Raw genomic sequence first — 17,625 nt, forward strand, 5'->3', positions numbered from 1 at the left:
GCGCCGGGTTGGTCAATGTCGCGGTGTAAGTGATCTGGCCGCCTTCGGTAACGTTGGCGCCAGCGGTCAAGGTGACCGTGGTGGTATCGACGGTGTCAGTGACCTGGGTCACGGCCGGGGTTGTCGGCGGGGTGACGATGATGCCGCTGCCGCCCGTGGTGCCGGTGACGGACACGTTGATTTGGGTCGGGTCGCTATAGACAGTGTCGTTCGGCGCGAGCGGGACGTTGACGGTACCGGTCAACTGGCCGGCCTGGATCACAATTACCGAGCCATTGGACAGGGTAATGGTCAGGTCGGTCAGCGGAGCCTGGGTCAACGTGGCGGTGTAAACCAGCACGCCACCGGCCTCGGTGATGGTCGGCGTGGCGCTCAAGGTCAGGGTCGACTCGCGCTGCACGTTGGCGCTGGTATCGGCAGTCTGGCCGCCGATGGTGTTCTGTGCAGCCAAAGCGGCAGTGCCGATGCCCGCAGTCGGGAAACCAATGGTCGGGTCGACCCGGCCAGCGGTTGCATCCAGCAACACGAAGCTGTGGCCGCCACCCGCCGCGCCGCCTGTGCCGGCAGCTGTCGGGCCGGCCGCGGTGGCTTCAAGATCGGTGGTCGGGTCGGCACCGGCAACGATGGCTTGCTGCAGCTCTTCAACCGATGGCGCGGCTTGTGCAGTGGCTTGTGCCAGGTCAGTGCTGGAATCCGGGTCGCTGCCGCTCCATTGAGTGTCGCGGCCCAGGTCCAGGGTCCGGCCGTCAGCCAGTTCGAGCGTAATGGCGCCAGCCGCACCGGTGTCTACCTGATCGCCGACAAACAACCGATCGCCTTCAACGAGTACGCGGCGCACGCCCTCTGGGGACACAGCGAAAACCTGACCGACAATGCTTTTGACGATGGCCACAACACTGCTCATTGAAGACTCTCCGGGTGTCACATTCAGTAGACTTCCATGGACCTGAGAGCGGTTGATCGCGCTCAGTCTGGATGTACTTTCAAGATATTAGAGGCACAACTTTGACGCGGTTATTCGTCAACAAATTGGCTATATTTTTTCGCTATAAACTTTATGCCAAACTATTGACCTTGTGCCTGTCATCCTAAACACTCGCCTCCGTAATGTCACATTGATATTTCGGTGCCGACCTGCCGCGCAGAGTGTGACGCAGTTCCAAAATTCAACTTTCCGACAAGCGGTCATTCCGGTTGTCATCATCCGATGCAGCGGCACGTTCTGCAGTGATTCAAGACAAGCAATTCCGGGAAACTCCAATAATGCGTTTGCACCTGCTCACGGTTTTACCCTTCGCCCTTGCCGCCAGTTTTGTTCAGGCGCAGTCCCTTCCGGAGGCCATGCAACAGGCACTGGATGTCCATCCGGAGATCCAGGCAGGCGTTAACAGTCGATTGGCCGCGGATTATCAGTTAAAGGCAGCAAAAGGGGGATACCTCCCACGGGTCGATCTGCTGGGCGGTTATGGTCGCGAAGGCACTGACAACGTCACCACGCGTGCCGCTGGCAACAACAATCACTGGGAAACCCTGAATCGCAGCGAATCGAGCGTGCGGTTGTCGCAAATGGTTTTTGACGGTTTTGCGACGTCGAGTGAAGTGGGGCGTCAACAAGCCACTGTTAATTCCCGCGCCTACTCCTTGCTGGGCACGTCCGAACGCACCGCGCTCACCGTCGCTCAGGTGTATCTCGACGTGTTGACCCGCCGCGAATTCGTACGCCTGGCAACCGAGAACCTGAAGAGCCACGAACGGATTTTCGACCAGATCAAACTGCGCACCCAGCGCGGCGTGGGCAGCGGCGCCGACCTCGATCAGGCCGAAGCGCGTATGGCTCAGGCCCGCAACAACCTGATCACCGAGCAGACCAACCTGGCTGACGCCGAGACCAACTTCCTCAGCGCCGTCGGCCAGATGCCCGATCAGTTGGAGCGTCCTTCCGATTTCATGGCGCTGTTGCCGGCCAACCTGAATGAAGCCCGGACGCAGATGCTGGAAAACAGCCCGATCTTGCGTTCCGCCGAATCTGACATCGCCGCTGCCGAGAAACAGTACGAAGCCGCCAAGTCGAGCTTCTACCCGCGCTTCGATGCCGAATTGGGTCGCACTGCCGACAACGATCTCGACGGCCAGAACGGTCACAGCAATGAATGGCAGGCCATGTTGCGCATGCGCTTCAATTTGTATGCCGGCGGCAGCAACAAGGCTGATCTGGAATCCAAGTCCTACCTGTCCACCCAGGCACTGGATATTCGCAACAACGCCTTGCGCGTATTGAACGAAGAGCTGGGTCTGGCCTGGAATGCCTTGAACAACGCCAATGCCCAAGTGCCGATCGCCCAGCAGTATGTCGATCACAGCACCCGCGTGCGCACCGCCTATCAGAAGCAGTTCGGTCTGGGCGAGCGCACGTTGCTCGACCTGCTCGACAGCGAAAACGAGCTGTTCTCGGCTTCTCGTCGCCTGGCGGAGATCAAAAACATTCAGTTATTTACTCAGTACCGAATCAAGGCGACCATGGGCGAGTTGCTCAAGAGCCAGGGAGTGGTCGCACCGTTGGCATCCGTTGTGCAGAACGACGTGAAGCCGAAGGTTCAACTGCCCGGTATGAATTGAGCAGAACCTTCATTGTTCAATTGTTAGCCAAGAGTGCCGAGCGTGGAATCAGAAGTCAGTCGAGTTCAACTCATCCATGATCCACGCGCGCTGCACGACGATCCGTTACTGGACGGCTTGCTGGCTCTCTGCACCCTGCATCAGAAACCGGCCAGCGCCGCGATGTTGACCACCGGCCTGCCGTTGCCCAAGCAGCGTCTGAGTGTTGAACTGCTACCCCGCGCGGCAGCTCGCGCCGGTCTGCAAGGGCGGGTGCTGGTACGCAAACTGGAGCAGATCCCGGCGATTGCCATGCCGGCGCTGTTGCTGCTCAAGGATGGTCGCAGTGCCGTCCTGCTGGGTTGGCTAGGTGACGACCAGGCGCGCCTGCTGCTCAGCGAAAGCGATGGCGGCGAAAGTGTCGTCAGCCGCGAACTGCTGGCCGATGACTACATCGGCAAAGTGTTCTTCGCTCAACCCCAGCACAAATTCGACGTCAATCACGGCACGCTGATCCCGCGCGCGCGCTCGTGGTTCCGCGACACCCTCAAGCGTTCGCGCTGGCTGTACGCCGACGCCATTGCTGCCAGTTTCCTGATCAACATTATTGCCATGGCCGCGCCGCTGTTCGTGATGAACGTCTACGACCGCGTCGTGCCGAACCAGGCCGAATCGACCCTGTGGGTATTGGCCATCGGCATCACCGGGGCGTACCTGTTCGACCTGATCCTCAAGAGCCTGCGTAGCCTCTGCCTGGACCTGGCCGGGAAGAAAACCGACCTGATCATCTCGGCCACGTTGTTCGAGCGCATCGTCGGCATGGCCATGAAGTACCGCCCTGCACGGGTCGGCAGCTTCGCCCAGAACATCCATGAGTTTCAGAGCCTGCGGGACTTTCTTGCTTCGCTGACCCTCACCAGCCTGATCGACCTGCCGTTTACGCTGTTGATCTTCATGGTCATCGCGATTCTCGGCGGGCATCTGGTGTGGATTCCAGTGCTGGCGTTCCCGATTGCCCTGCTCATCGGCTATGCCTTGCAGAAGCCGCTGGTGGCGACCATGGAGCGAACCATGGCCCTGGGCGCGGAGCGGCAGTCGAGCCTGATCGAAACCCTCGCCGGCCTCGATGCAGTGAAGGTCAACAACGCCGAAAGCGAGCGCCAATATCAGTGGGAGCAGACCATCGGCACCCTCAGTCGCCTCGAGCTGCGGGTGAAAATGCTCTCCGGTCTGGCGATGAACATCACCTTGCTGATCCAGCAACTGGCCGGGGTGATCATGATCGTCTTCGGCGTGTACCAGATCATCGACGGTCACCTGAGCATGGGCGGTTTGATCGCTTGCTACATGCTCAGCGGCCGCGCTCTCAGCCCGCTGGCCTCGCTGTCTGGCCTGCTGACCCGTTACCAGCAAGCGCGGGTGACCATGACCTCGGTCGATCAGATGATGGAGCTGCCGCAAGAGCGCAACTTCGAGGAACGCCCACTGAGCCGCAAGGTGCTGCAAGGCGCCATCGAATGCCGGCAGATGAACTTCACCTACCCGAACCAACAGAACGCGGCATTGAAGAACATCAGCCTGATCATCAAGCCTGGCGAGAAGATCGGCATCATCGGTCGCAGCGGCTCGGGGAAAAGCTCCCTGGCCAAACTGCTCGTAGGCCTCTACCAGCCGGACGATGGCGCCCTGTTGGTGGATGGCGTCGATATCCGTCAGATCGACGTCAGCGAATTGCGCCACAACATTGGCTACGTGGCTCAGGACATTCAGCTGCTGGCCGGCACCCTGCGCGACAACCTCGTGTCGGGCGCACGCTATGTCGAAGACGAAATGGTGCTGCAAGCGGCCGAGTTGGCCGGCGTCCACGAATTCGCCCGTCTGCACCCACAAGGTTATGAGCTGCAAGTCGGCGAGCGTGGGCAGAACCTGTCTGGCGGTCAGCGCCAGAACGTTGCCCTGGCCCGTGCGTTACTGCTCAACCCGCCGATCCTGCTGCTCGACGAACCGACCAGTGCCATGGACAACACCGGTGAAGAACGCCTAAAGCAACGCCTCGCGGCGGTGGTTGAAAACAAAACCGTGGTGCTGGTGACGCACCGGGCTTCGCTGTTGTCGCTGGTGGATCGTCTGATCGTCATCGACCGCGGGCAGGTTCTTGCCGACGGCCCGAAAGCCGCCGTGATGGAAGCGTTGAAGAAGGGGCAGATCAGTGTTGCTTAAGTCGGGTTTCAAGAATTCGATCGGCCGTTACTTCAAAGGCTCCGATTCGCTGCATGGCCAGCCACTTCCCGAGGTCAACAAAGCGCTGATCGAGGACGCCCCACGCGTGGTGCGGCTGACCATCTGGGCGATCATCGGCTTCTTCGTGTTCCTGATGCTCTGGGCCAACTTCGCCGTGATCGACGAAGTCACAAAGGGCGACGGCAAAGCCATTCCGTCGTCCAAGATCCAGAAAATCCAGAACCTGGAGGGCGGCATCGTCTCCGAGTTGTACGTGACCGAAGGGCAGATCGTCGAAGCTGGCGCACCGCTGATTCGCCTGGACGACACGCGATTCGCCTCCAACGTCGGCGAAACCGAAGCCGATCGGCTGTCGATGCTGCTGCGAGTCGAACGCTTGAGCGCAGAAGTCGACGACCGTCCGCTGAACTTCCCGGCTGACGTGCTGAAGGCTGTTCCCGGTCAGGCGGCCAGCGAGGAGTCGCTGTACATCAGCCGCCGTCAGCAGCTGCACGATGAAATTGGCGGTTTGGAGGAGCAGTTGATCCAGCGTCAGCAAGAGCTGCGCGAGTTCACTTCCAAGCAGTCGCAGTACCGTAGCGGTCTCGCGTTGCAGCGTCAGGAAATCGACATGTCCGAGCCGTTGGTGGCCCAGGGCGCGGTATCGCCGGTTGAAGTGCTGCGACTCAAGCGCGCCGAGGTTGAAACCCGCGGGCAACTGGACGCTACCACTCTTACCATTCCTCGCGCCCAATCGGCGATCAAGGAAGTGCAGCGCAAGATCGACGAGACTCGCGGCAAATTCCGCAGCGAAGCACTGACTCAACTCAATGAAGCACGCACTGACCTGAACAAGGCCCAGGCCACCGGCAAGGCGCTGGAAGACCGGGTCAGCCGGACGCTGGTGACATCGCCGGTGCGCGGCATCGTCAACAAGTTGCTGGTGAACACCATTGGCGGCGTGATCCAGCCGGGCAGCGACCTGGTGGAAATCGTGCCGCTGGACGACACCTTGCTGGTGGAAGCGAAGATTCGCCCGCAGGACATTGCGTTCCTGCATCCGGGGCAGGAAGCGACGGTGAAGTTCACGGCGTATGACTACACCATTTACGGTGGGCTGAAGGCCAAGCTTGAGCAGATCGGGGCTGACACCATCACCGACGAAGATAAGAAAACCACTTACTACATCATCAAGCTGCGCACTGATCGCAGCCACCTGGGGACGGATGAAAAGCCGTTGCTGATCATCCCGGGGATGGTGGCTTCGGTGGACATCATCACCGGCAAGAAGACCATTCTCAGCTACCTGCTCAAGCCGATTATTCGGGCGCGCGCCGAGGCGTTGCACGAGCGATAGTTCTCGGCTGGGGCTAATGGCCCCTTCGCGAGCAAGCCCGCTCCCACATTGGTTCTGTGATCAACACACATCCAATGTGGGAGCGGGCTTGCTCGCGAAGAGGCCCAAAAGGCAACACACCTCAAAAGCCATATAGTTATTCGCTAACGGTATTTAAATTCACGTTCTTATACCTATAAAGTCATCCCCCTGCGTACCTGCCGACCAATCGGCGCGCCGCACGACACGAACCAACACGGGACCTCCGTGAGTTTCTTGATCGACGCGCGCGCCTTTGAGCGTGCCGTGCGTGGGAGTGATTTATGTCTGCAGCACCGGCTTCCCCAAGCGCCGCGAACATCGCGCCGCAAACCTTCGACATCCGCCCGTTCAGTGGCGCTGTCGGTGCCGAAATCATCGGTCTCGACCTGTCCCGCCCGATCAATGATCAGGACTTCGCCCGCATCCACCGCGCGCACCTGGAACATCACGTCGTGGTGTTCCGCGATCAACGCATTACCCCCGAGCAGCAGATCGCTTTCAGCCGCCGTTTCGGCGTGTTGCAGATTCATGTGCTCAAGCAATTCCTGCTCGCCGGGCATCCGGAAATCCTCATCGTTTCCAACATCATCGAAAATGGCCAATCCATCGGCCTCGGCGATGCCGGCAAGTTCTGGCATTCCGACCTTTCCTATAAAGAGCTGCCAAGCCTGGGCTCGATGCTGCACGCCCAGGAGCTGCCATCCGAGGGCGGCGACACTCTCTTCGCCGACATGCATAAAGCCTGGGACAACCTGCCCGAAGCGCTGCGCAAAGCCGTCGAAGGTCGCTCGGCCGCGCACTCTTACACCGCGCGCTACAGCGAGACCAAATTCGAAGGCAACTGGCGCCCGACGCTGACGCCAGAGCAACTCGCTCAGGTCGCCGAAGTGGTTCATCCGATCGTCCGCACACACCCGGAAAACGGCCGTAAGGCGTTGTTCGTCAGTGAGGGTTTCACCACGCGCATCGTTGGTTTGCCGGAAGACGAAAGCAAGCAACTGCTCGACGAGCTTTACGCCCACAGCGTGCTGCCGCAAAACATCTACCGCCATCAATGGGAGGCCCACGACCTGGTGTTCTGGGACAACCGTTCGCTGATTCATCTCGCCGCCGGATGCCCGAGCTACCTGCGCCGCAAGTTGTATCGCACCACCATCCAGGGCGACGTGCCTTTCTGATTTGTCGGAGAAACTCTCATGTCCAAACGTCTTCCATTTGCACCGTTGGCCGCGGCCATCGGCCTGGGTTTCAGCTTGATCGCCGGCAGCCTGGTGGCGCCGACCGTGGCCCACGCTGAAGGTGAAATCCGCATCGCCGAGCAGTTCGGCATTGTTTATCTGTTGCTCAATGTGGTGCGCGATCAAAACCTGATCGAGAAGTATGGCAAGCAGGAAGGCATCGACATCAAGGTCGACTGGACCCAGCTCTCCGGCGGGGCGGCGGTCAACGATGCGTTGCTCTCCGGTTCCATTGATATTGCCGGTGCGGGCGTCGGCCCGCTGCTGACCATCTGGGACCGCACCCACGGCAAGCAGAACGTCAAAGCGGTCGCCTCCCTCGGCAACTTTCCGTACTACCTGGTGAGCAATAATCCCAAGGTCAAAACCATCGCTGACTTCACCGAGAAGGACCGCATCGCGGTGCCGGCGGTCGGCGTGTCGGTGCAGTCGCGCATCCTGCAATACGCGGCCGCCAAGCAGTGGGGTGACAAGGAATTCAATCGCCTCGACAAGTACACCATCGCCGTTCCGCACCCCGACGCCACGGCGGCGCTGATTGCCGGCGGCACCGAGTTGACCGGGCACTTTTCCAACCCGCCGTTCCAGGATCAAGAGCTGGCTAACCCTAACGTCCACGTTGTGCTCAATTCCAATGACGTGCTCGGCCCGAACTCGCCGACGGTGCTGTTCGCCACCGAGAAATTCCGCGACGAGAACCCGAAAACCTATAAAGCGTTCGTCCAGGCGCTGACTGAAGCGGCCGAGTTTGCCCAGAACGATAAAGGCGCGGCGGCGGATACTTACATCCGCGTTACCAAGGCCAAAATCGACCGTGCCGCGCTGCTGAAAATCATCGATAACCCGCAGTTCGAATTCAGCGTCACGCCGAAAAACACTTACCCGCTGGCCGAATTCCTCTACCGCGTCGGCGCGATCAAAAACAAACCGGACTCGTGGAAGGACTACTTCTTCCAGGACGCCAAACCGCTGCAAGGGAGCTGACCGAGATGAACGCCCCTTTGCAAGGCCACACGGTCAGCAAACCGATCGCGGCAGCCCAAGCGCTGCTGTCGGTCGACAACGTCAGCCTCGAATACCGCACGCCTCAGCGTGTGGTTCGTGCGACCCATCAGGTCAGTTTTGAAATCGATCCGGCAGACCGCTTTGTGCTGCTCGGTCCGTCCGGTTGCGGCAAGTCAACGTTGCTCAAGGCGGTCGCCGGGTTCATCCAGCCCTGTGAAGGCGAGATTCGTCTTCAGGGGCAAACCGTTCATGCCCCGGGGCCGGACCGAATCGTGGTGTTCCAGGAATTCGATCAACTGCCGCCGTGGAAAACCGTCAAACAGAACGTGATGTTTCCGCTGCTGGCCTCGAAAACCCTTAAGCGCAAAGAGGCCGAGGAACGAGCGTTGCACTACCTGGACAAGGTCGGTCTGGCGGCGTTTGCCGACGCCTACCCGCATACCTTGTCCGGCGGCATGAAAGCGCGTGTGGCGATTGCTCGTGCGCTGGCCATGCAGCCGAAAATCCTCTTGATGGACGAACCCTTCGCCGCCCTGGACGCGCTTACCCGCCGCAAGATGCAGGAAGAATTGCTGCTGCTCTGGGAAGAAGTGCGCTTCACGCTGCTGTTCGTCACGCACTCCATCGAAGAAGCGCTGGTGGTGGGCAATCGAATCCTGCTGCTATCGCCGCATCCGGGGCGGGTGCGAGCCGAGGTCCACAGCCATCAATACGACTTGCACAGCCTCGGTGGCGTGGCCTTTCAGGAGTCGGCGCGGCGCATTCATCGGTTGTTGTTCGATGAAGGTCAGTCCCCGGAAGCCGAGCGTGAGCTGGATTTCTCCGACATCCGCATTGCTTATTGAGCCATTGAGAGGAGTGCCCGATGAGCCTTTTATCATCCCCGCGTGAAGAGTTTGAAACGGTGTTACAGCCGCTGACGAGCGTGCCGCTGGAGCGTGAATTACCGCTCGGTCAGCGCCTGTGGCAACAAGGCTGGTTACGCAAAAGCCTGATCCTGATTTTGCTCGCGGTCCTGTGGGAGGTGGTTGCCCGCGTTCAGAACAACGACCTGCTGCTGCCGAGCTTTCTGCAAACCGGGAGCGCGCTGTACGACGGTTTGCTCAGTGGCGAGTTGCTGGGCAATGTGTGGATTTCGCTGGTGGTGCTGCTCAAGGGGTACTTGATCGGCATTGTGCTGGCGTTTGCCCTGACCACTTTGGCGGTGTCGACGCAGTTCGGTCGCGATCTATTGAGTACGTTGACCTCGATGTTCAACCCGCTGCCGGCGATTGCGCTATTGCCGTTGGCGCTGCTGTGGTTCGGCCTGGGGCAGAACAGCCTGATTTTCGTATTGGTGCATTCGGTGCTCTGGGCCTTGGCGTTGAACACTTATGCCGGGTTCCTCGGTGTCTCGGAAACCCTGCGCATGGCTGGGCGCAATTACGGCCTCAAAGGCATGCGCTTCGTGCTGTTCATTCTGATTCCGGCAGCGCTGCCGTCGATTCTCGCCGGGCTGAAAATCGGCTGGGCCTTTGCCTGGCGCACACTGATCGCCGCTGAATTGGTGTTCGGTGCCACCAGTGGCAAGGGTGGCTTGGGCTGGTACATCTTCCAGAACCGCAATGAGCTGTACACCGACAAGGTGTTTGCCGGATTGGCGGTGGTGATCCTGATCGGCTTGCTGGTGGAAAACCTGGTGTTCAGCACGTTGGAGCGGGTCACGGTGAAGCGTTGGGGGATGCAGCGGTAAGATTTGCGGTGTTTGATCTGGCCCCTTCGCGAGCAAGCCCGCTCCCACAAGGGTTCTTTGTCGAATACAAAATCTGCATTCAGTGAAGATCCACTGTGGGAGCGGGCTTGCTCGCGAAGAGGCCAGCCCAGCCAACACATCAGCCGGAGGATGTTTGCTAGCATTGCGCCTGAGTCAACCCAGATCAGACACGAGTGCTCAGCATGCAACTCCCGGACATGAACCTGTTGGTCGCCCTCGACGCCTTGCTCGACGAGGGCAGTGTGGTGGGCGCCGCGCGGCGCATGAACCTCAGCCCGGCGGCCATGAGCCGGACGCTGACGCGCATTCGCGAGGCTATCGGCGATCCGATTCTGGTGCGCGCCGGCCGTGGTTTGGTGCCGACGCCCAAGGCGCTGGCGTTGCGCGAACAGGTGCGTGACGTGGTGGAGCAGGCCACGCTGTTGTTTCGCTCGGCCGATGCGGTGGAGCTGGGTTCGTTACGGCGGCGTTTCAACATCCGCGCCAATGACTTTTTCGTCGGGGTATATGGCGGCAAGTTGTTCGATACGCTTGATCGCCAGGCACCGCACTGCGAACTGCGCTTTGTGCCGGAAGGCGATGGCGATGATGAGGCGCTGCGCGAAGGGCGGATTGATCTGAGCGTCAGCAACACCCGGCCGTTGACCCCGGAAGTAAAGATTCAGAATCTGTTCTCTACACATTTCGTCGGCCTGGTTCGCGAAGACCATCCGCTGTTCGACGAAGAGATCACGGCCGAGCGTTACGCCGGGTTTTCCCATATCAGCATGTCCCGTCGTGGCATTGCCCGTGGCCCGATCGATACCGCGCTCAGTGCCTTGGGGCTGGAGCGGCGGGTGGCGGTGATTGCGCCGAGTTTCCACGCGGCGATGTTTGCCTTGCCTGACTCCGATTTGATTCTGCCGGTGCCTAAGGAGGCATTGCTGAGTGTCCAGCGCCTGGGCCTGAAGCTGCGCTCCTTCACGCTGCCGATTCCGCTGCCGACCATTATGCTGACCCAGTCTTGGCATCCGCGCTTCGACAAAGACCCGGCGCACCGCTGGTTGCGTGAAACCCTCAAGAGTTGTTGCGACGAAACATGGTTGGCCGCGCAGCCTTGAAGATCAAAAGATCGCAGCCTTCGGCAGCTCCTACAGATGTACGCGAAACCGTGTAGGAGCTGCCGAAGGCTGCGATCTTTTGATCTATGACGGAATCATTGCGTCTGACGCACTTATAAGCTTCCAATAAGTCAATTTTCGTAAGGTCCCGCGCTTCTTAAAATGCTTCGGTATTCCCCTTCCGGAGCTGCAGTCATGACTTCCCTCACGGTCACGGCACCTCTCGCCGCGGCCAGCCCGACGACCGCTGTCGCGCCACCGGTCTTTGGTCCGCGGATCATCATCGGCCTGGTGGGCGTGTTGTTGGCGGTGCTGGTGTCGGGCCTGAACGAAATGGTGACCAAGGTTGCCCTCGCCGACATCCGCGGCGCATTGGCCATCGGCTACGACGAAGGCACCTGGTTGGTCGCCAGTTACACCGCGACCTCGGTGGCGGCCATGGCTTTTGCGCCGTGGTGCTCGATGACGTTCTCACTGCGACGGTTCACCCTCTGCGCCATCAGTGCATTCACCCTGTTGGGCGTGTTGTGCCCGTTCGCTCCAAACTACGAAAGCCTGCTGGTCATGCGCACCTTGCAAGGCCTGGCCGGCGGCGCGTTGCCGCCGATGCTGATGACCGTCGCGCTGCGCTTTTTGCCGGCCAACGTGAAGCTTTATGGGCTGGCCGGTTATGCCCTGACCGCGACGTTCGGTCCGGGGCTCGGCATTCCGCTGGCCGGGTTGTGGACCGAACACGTCGGATGGAAATGGACCTTCTGGCAAATCATCGCGCCGTGCCTGATCGCCATGCTCGCGGTGGCGTATGGCTTGCCCCAGGACCCGTTGCGCCTGGAGCGCTTCAAGCAATTCAACTGGCGCGGCTTGCTGCTGGGGTTTCCGGCGATCTGCATGCTGGTGATCGGCATTTTGCAAGGCAATCGGCTGGACTGGTTCGAGTCGAGCCTGATCTGCGGATTGCTCGGCGGTGGGTTGCTGCTGTTGGTGCTGTTCCTGATCAACGAATGGTCGCAACCGATGCCGTTTTTCAAGCTGCAGATGCTTGGCATCCGCAACTTATCGTTCGCTTTGCTGACCTTGGCCGGGGTGTTGGTGGTGCTGCTGGCGGTGATCATTATTCCGTCCAGTTACCTGGCGCAGGTCCAGGGTTATCGCCCGGTTCAGACCGCGCCGATCATGCTGCTGGCAGCGTTACCGCAGTTGATCGCGCTGCCGTTGGTGGCGGCGTTGTGCAACCTGCGCTGGGTTGATTGCCGCTGGGTGCTGGGGATCGGCCTGAGCATGCTGACGCTGTCCTGCATCGGTGGGTCGCAGCTGACGTCGGTGTGGATTCGCGACGACTTCTATGTGCTGCAACTGCTGCAAATCTTCGGTCAGCCGATGGCGGTGCTGCCGTTGTTGATGCTCTCGACCGGCAGCATCAGCCCGATGGAAGGGCCCTTCGCTTCGGCCTGGTTCAACACCGTAAAAGGCCTGGCGGCGGTGATCGCCACCGGTGTGCTGGAGGCGTTGACCACCTCAAGGCTGCATTTCCACTCGATGATGCTGGTGGACAACCTCGGCAACTCACCTCTGGTCGACAGCGATAGCGCGGGCCTTGCCCACCGGCTGCATGAGCATGCCGTGGTGCTGACGGCATCGGATCTTTATCTGTGCATGGCCGGCGTCGCACTGGCGCTGATCCTGCTGATCTTCTGGCTGCCGACGCGGATCTATCCGCCGCGTGCACCGACTTGAATGCTTCACTGAAACAGAAGGTTTTTATGACGACTCAATCAAAGCAAAAAGTGGCCGTTGGCGTCGCCGCGGTGGTGGCGCTCGGTGTGCTGGTGTATTTGCTGGCGCCCGGCCTGTTCGGCAAGCGTACGCAGCAGAACACCAATGACGCCTTTGTCTCGGCGGACTTCACGCTGGTGGTGCCGCGCGTGGCCGGGTTCATCAAGGAAGTGCTGGTGGAGGACAACCAGCAGGTCAAGGCCGGGCAGTTGCTGGCGTTGATTGATGACCGGGATCTGCGCGCCGCCGCCCAGGCGGCAGACGCCGAAACGCTGGTGGCTAGGGCGCAACTGCAAAATGCCCGTGCGACCCTTGAGCGTCAGGCTTCTGTGATCGCTCAGGCCCAGGCCACGGTCGTGTCGGCCAAGGCTGAAATGGCCTTCGCCGAGCATGAATTGAACCGCTACAACCATCTCGCCGGAGTGGGCGCCGGCACGGTGCAGAACGCCCAACAAGCGCGGACTCGCATCGATCAGGCCGCCGCGCGGCTGGCGAACGTGACGGCGGTGCTGGCGGCGGAGCGCAAGCAGGTGGAGATCCTCACCGCTCAGCGTGACGCGGCGGAAGGAGGATTGAAACGGGCGCAAGCGGCGCTGGAAATGGCCAGCTACGAGCTGTCCTACACACGCATCGTCGCGCCTCAGGACGGTATGGTCGGCGAGCGCGCCGTTCGGGTCGGCGCCTATGTCACGCCGGGGAGCAAAATCCTCGCGGTGGTGCCGCTTGCTCAGGCTTATGTGGTTGCTAATTTTCAGGAGACCCAACTGACCGACGTGCAGCCGGGGCAGGACGTGCAAGTGCGTGTCGACAGCCTCGGCGGCCAGGCCCTGAGCGGTCGCGTCGAGAGCATCGCACCGGCCACGGGTGTGACGTTCGCCTCGGTCAAGCCGGACAACGCCACCGGTAACTTCACCAAGGTGGTGCAGCGGATTCCGGTGAAAATCATCCTCGATCCGGGTCAGCCATTGGCCGAACGGTTGCGAGTGGGGATGTCGGTTGAGGCGAGTATTGATACGGCTAGCACCGGCGAGCATGAGGTCGTTCAACGATGAAGATCTTGGACGACTGCTCTGACGTCTTCGCGAGCAAGCCCGCTCCCACAGGGGGCCGCATTTCAATGTGGGAGCGGGCTTGCTCGCGAAGAGGCCGGTGGCCTCAACTCACCTTTTGCGCCTTGTTTGTCATGAGCCTTTCAGCCTGTACCGTCGGCCCGGACTTCCAGAAACCTCAGGCACCGCAAATCGCCGAGTGGTCGAAACCATCTAGGTCCGCCGCCAGCCAAGCCGTCGCCGAAACCATGGACGAACGCTGGTGGGAAGTGTTCTGCGCCCCGAAACTCTCGGCCCTGACTCAACGCGCCCTGACCGATAACCTCGACCTGAAACTCGTCAGCAGCCGCTTGCAGCAAAGCCGCGCTGTGCGTCAGGTGATCACCGCCGACCGTTACCCCAATACCGCCGCCACTGGCAGCTACGGGCGTAAACGCAACAGCGGCGAAGGCTTGAACGATCCGTCGGGACACAGCGGTGACTCGGCGTACAACCTGTGGGACGCGGGCTTCTCCGCATCCTGGGAACTGGATTTCTGGGGCCGTGTGCGCCGTGAAACCGAAGCCGCCGACGCTACCCTGGAAGTCGCGGAAAACGACCGACGCGGCGTGCTGCTGTCGGTGCTCGCCGAAACCGCTCAGGACTACATTCAGCTGCGCGGTGTGCAAAGTACGCGCGCCGTCACCGAGGAGAACCTCGACGTCGCCCGCCACAGCCTGAAGCTTTCGCAGCTGCGCCTGGCCGACGGTGTCGCCACCGACCTGGATGTCGCCGAAGCCGCCGCCCAAGTAGCGGCTATCGAGTCGCGTCTGCCTGCGCTGGAGCAGCGCCAGTCGCAACTGATCAACGCCTTGAGCTTGCTGATGGGCGAGCCGCCGCAAGCGCTGTCTGCCGAGTTATCCACAGACGCGCCGGTGCCGCAAACCCCGCGTCAAGTCGCCATCGGTCTGCCGTCGCAACTGGCCGAACGTCGCCCGGACATCCGCCAGGCCGAAGCCCGCCTGCATGCCGCAACCGCGAGCATTGGTGTGGCCAAGGGCGATTTCTATCCGCGGATCACCCTGTTGGGCAACATCGGATCGCAAGCCATGCAACTCAGCGATTTCGGCTCCTGGGGCTCACGGTCTTTCGGTATCGGTCCGCAATTCAGCTTGCCGCTGTTTGACGGCGGTCGCCTGCGCGGCGTGCTGCACTTGCGCGAAGCCCAACAACAGGAAGCCGCCATCGCCTACCAGCAAACCGTGCTGCGCGCCTGGCATGAAATCGATGATCAACTGACGGCCTACAGCGCCAGCCAACTGCGTCGCGACAGCCTTGCCGAAGCCGTCCGCCAAAACCAGATCGCCCTGCGCACCGCGCAACAGCAGTATGTGGACGGGGTGGTGGATTTCGTTAACGTGCTGACGGTGCAAGGCGCGTTGTTGGCGACTCAGGAGCAGTTTGTGGAAAGTTCGACCGGGGTGTCGTTGGCGATGGTCGGGTTGTACAAGGCGTTGGGTGGGGGATGGGAGTCGGTGTATCCGGTGACAGAGACGGCACCGCGTTGACTTGCTTGTATGAATCCGCATGTATGCCATAGGGCATCGATATTGCGCTCCGACAGAATTCCACACTCAGCCCGATGAACTGGTTGGATAGTGTTGAGGTTGTGCGGGTGGGGCATTTTGTTTGCAGCAGTTTTAACGGGAATTGCGGGGTGTAATCCGCATAGTTAAAGGCGAAAGGTAAGCCAGCATCGACGACGGCGCTGTGGCTGTCCTACAGTGATGGCAAGCTTCAAGGTTTTTTCACCGGCAGACTCGAGGGGAGGCAATGGAGGCGCGCAGAGAAACGCCGCTTGACGGCACCCAAGGCCCCCACGCGGCACCCGGCACCTGGGCGAGTGTTCAACGCTTGCTTCGATGGGTGCGCGAGCATTGGCTGCTGCCGATCCTGGCATTGGCCGCGCTGGTGCGTTTTTATGACCTGACCGCGGCGGCGGTCTGGGGCGATGAAGGTTCCAGTCTGCTGCTGAGCCAGTATTCGCTGGCCGGGATCTGGGTGCATGCTGCCCATGATGTGCATCCGCCGCTGTATTTCATGCTGCTGCATGGCTGGATCGAGCTGTTCGGCAATGGCATTTTTTCGATTCGAAGCCTGAGCGCGCTACCGGGGATTGCCACCGTGGCGCTTGGCGTCTGGCTGGTGGACTTGCTCGCCACTCGCCGCGCCGCGTTATTGGCCGGCGTCCTGTTGGCGCTGCTGCCTACCGCCGTGCGTTACAGCCAGGAAGTGCGCATGTATTCATTGCTGGGGCTGTGGTTGATCGGTGCCACGATTGCCCTGGTTTACTGGATCAAACACCCCGGGCGTATGCGCTATCTGGTAATTTACGCATTGCTGATGAGCGCGGCGTTCTACACCCATTACTTCACGGCCCTGTGCGTGCTGTGTCACTGGCTGTATCTGGGGCTGCTCCGCGTACAGCCTGGCTATCGCTTGCGGCATATCCAGCAGCCCGGCTGGTGGTGGGCGAACGTGGCGATTGTGTTGGTGTACTTGCCGTGGGTGCCCAGCCTGATAGATCTGATGCAGCACATGGACCAACTCAAAGCCAATGGCGATGTAGGGTGGGAGACACCGGTCACCTTCGCCTCGTTACCTTCGATGATCTGGTCGTTCCTGACCCAGGACGATGGCGAGACCCTGGCCACACCGCTTTTCATGACGTTGCCCTTGGCGGTGCTGGCCTTGGTGTGTGTGGCGCTGGCGCGGGATCGCAGTGTCATTCGTGGCAGCGCGTTACTGGTGATCTACACCGTTTTGCCGTTGTTGCTGGTGTTTTCGGTGTCGTTCATCTCGCCGGTGTTCATCGAGCGTTACCTCACCGCGTATGCCCTCGGCCTGCCGATGATTGCCGCACTGGCCATTGACCGCGTGTACACGGTCTTTCGGGTGGTGGCCCTGACGGTGCTGGTGTTGTTTGTCGGCGTCGAACTGGTGGGCCTTAAGAACAACGCCACGGTCGATACCAACGATCAAATCAGCGTCATGGTGGACTACGTGAACCAGCACTTCGTTGCCGGTGACCGGATCGTCACCAGCGACATGCTCTGGTACCTCAGTTACGTTTATTACAACCGCACCGACGCCAAACCGCTGCTGTACACCCCACCGGCCAAGGGTGTTTCGAGCCGGCCGAATGCCTATGGTTTCGGCACGCTGGTGACCCAGGACATTTATCTCGACAGCCTCGGCGATTTGCCCAAAGGCACTGGCCGAGTGTGGTTGATCGGCACCCTCGATGTGCCGGACGAATTCGCGCCGTTGCCCGCAGGCTGGCAGAACGTTGGCGTAACGCAGGCGGGCGGCGCCAACGCGCGTTTGTTTGTGTTGCATTGAGTCTGTAACAAAAAACGCTTTTTCCAGAAGTCATGTATCGACGGCACTGACGCCATCGCGAGCAAGCTCGCTCCCACATTGGATCTCAGTCGTACACATAGGTTGTGTTCACCGACGATCAACTGTGGGAGCG

13 protein-coding genes are annotated in these 17,625 nt (G+C 60.6%); 12 read left to right on the forward strand and 1 reads right to left on the reverse strand.

The features are described from left to right. The coding region (locus E3W21_RS31730; RefSeq protein WP_256661539.1) for a retention module-containing protein at nt 1-904 on the reverse strand (904 nt) is incomplete at its 3' end. 359 nt (nt 905-1,263) lie between these two features. Between E3W21_RS31730 and E3W21_RS09555 the strand changes: the two genes are divergently transcribed. From E3W21_RS09555 to E3W21_RS09615, 12 genes are all read left to right on the forward strand, one after another. Beyond that, nucleotides 1,264-2,616: a TolC family outer membrane protein gene (locus E3W21_RS09555; protein ID WP_134419207.1), complete on the forward strand. Its 1,353-nt coding sequence runs from the start codon at nt 1,264-1,266 to the stop codon at nt 2,614-2,616. 42 nt (nt 2,617-2,658) lie between these two features. Further along, nucleotides 2,659-4,815 (forward strand): type I secretion system permease/ATPase, encoded by a 2,157-nt coding sequence (locus E3W21_RS09560; protein ID WP_134419208.1) that lies wholly within the window; start codon nt 2,659-2,661, stop codon nt 4,813-4,815. Beyond that, complete coding sequence (locus tag E3W21_RS09565) at nt 4,805-6,172, forward strand: HlyD family type I secretion periplasmic adaptor subunit (protein WP_134419209.1); 1,368 nt, start codon at nt 4,805-4,807, stop codon at nt 6,170-6,172. The genes E3W21_RS09560 and E3W21_RS09565 overlap by 11 nt, the downstream gene beginning before the upstream one ends. 302 nt (nt 6,173-6,474) lie before the next feature. Beyond that, nucleotides 6,475-7,371 carry a TauD/TfdA family dioxygenase gene (locus E3W21_RS09570; protein ID WP_134419210.1) on the forward strand — a complete coding sequence of 299 codons (897 nt, stop codon included), beginning with the start codon at nt 6,475-6,477 and terminating at the stop codon, nt 7,369-7,371. Nucleotides 7,372-7,389: 18 nt separating this feature from the next. Continuing rightward, nucleotides 7,390-8,415, forward strand: coding sequence for an ABC transporter substrate-binding protein (locus tag E3W21_RS09575; RefSeq protein WP_046047244.1), 1,026 nt, complete (start codon nt 7,390-7,392; stop codon nt 8,413-8,415). A gap of 5 nt (nt 8,416-8,420) precedes the next feature. After that, nucleotides 8,421-9,281, forward strand: coding sequence for an ABC transporter ATP-binding protein (locus E3W21_RS09580; protein ID WP_134419211.1), 861 nt, complete (start codon nt 8,421-8,423; stop codon nt 9,279-9,281). A 20-nt stretch (nt 9,282-9,301) separates the two neighbouring features. Continuing rightward, entirely contained in the window at nt 9,302-10,168 is an 867-nt protein-coding gene (locus E3W21_RS09585; protein WP_134419212.1) for an ABC transporter permease, read from the forward strand. A gap of 203 nt (nt 10,169-10,371) precedes the next feature. Beyond that, nucleotides 10,372-11,289 carry a LysR family transcriptional regulator gene (locus E3W21_RS09590; protein WP_134419213.1) on the forward strand — a complete coding sequence of 306 codons (918 nt, stop codon included), beginning with the start codon at nt 10,372-10,374 and terminating at the stop codon, nt 11,287-11,289. A 195-nt stretch (nt 11,290-11,484) separates the two neighbouring features. Continuing rightward, complete coding sequence (locus tag E3W21_RS09600; protein ID WP_134419215.1) at nt 11,485-13,023, forward strand: MFS transporter; 1,539 nt, start codon at nt 11,485-11,487, stop codon at nt 13,021-13,023. A gap of 26 nt (nt 13,024-13,049) precedes the next feature. Beyond that, nucleotides 13,050-14,114 (forward strand): HlyD family secretion protein, encoded by a 1,065-nt coding sequence (locus E3W21_RS09605; protein WP_134419216.1) that lies wholly within the window; start codon nt 13,050-13,052, stop codon nt 14,112-14,114. Next, nucleotides 14,111-15,658, forward strand: coding sequence for an efflux transporter outer membrane subunit (locus E3W21_RS09610; protein ID WP_134419217.1), 1,548 nt, complete (start codon nt 14,111-14,113; stop codon nt 15,656-15,658). The genes E3W21_RS09605 and E3W21_RS09610 overlap by 4 nt, the downstream gene beginning before the upstream one ends. A gap of 265 nt (nt 15,659-15,923) precedes the next feature. Beyond that, nucleotides 15,924-17,492, forward strand: coding sequence for a glycosyltransferase family 39 protein (locus tag E3W21_RS09615; RefSeq protein WP_134419218.1), 1,569 nt, complete (start codon nt 15,924-15,926; stop codon nt 17,490-17,492). Nucleotides 17,493-17,625 lie beyond the last annotated feature (133 nt).

It is taken from the genome of Pseudomonas sp. F01002 (genome assembly GCF_004402115.1).
In the GTDB taxonomy this organism is placed as follows: domain Bacteria; phylum Pseudomonadota; class Gammaproteobacteria; order Pseudomonadales; family Pseudomonadaceae; genus Aquipseudomonas; species Aquipseudomonas frigoris.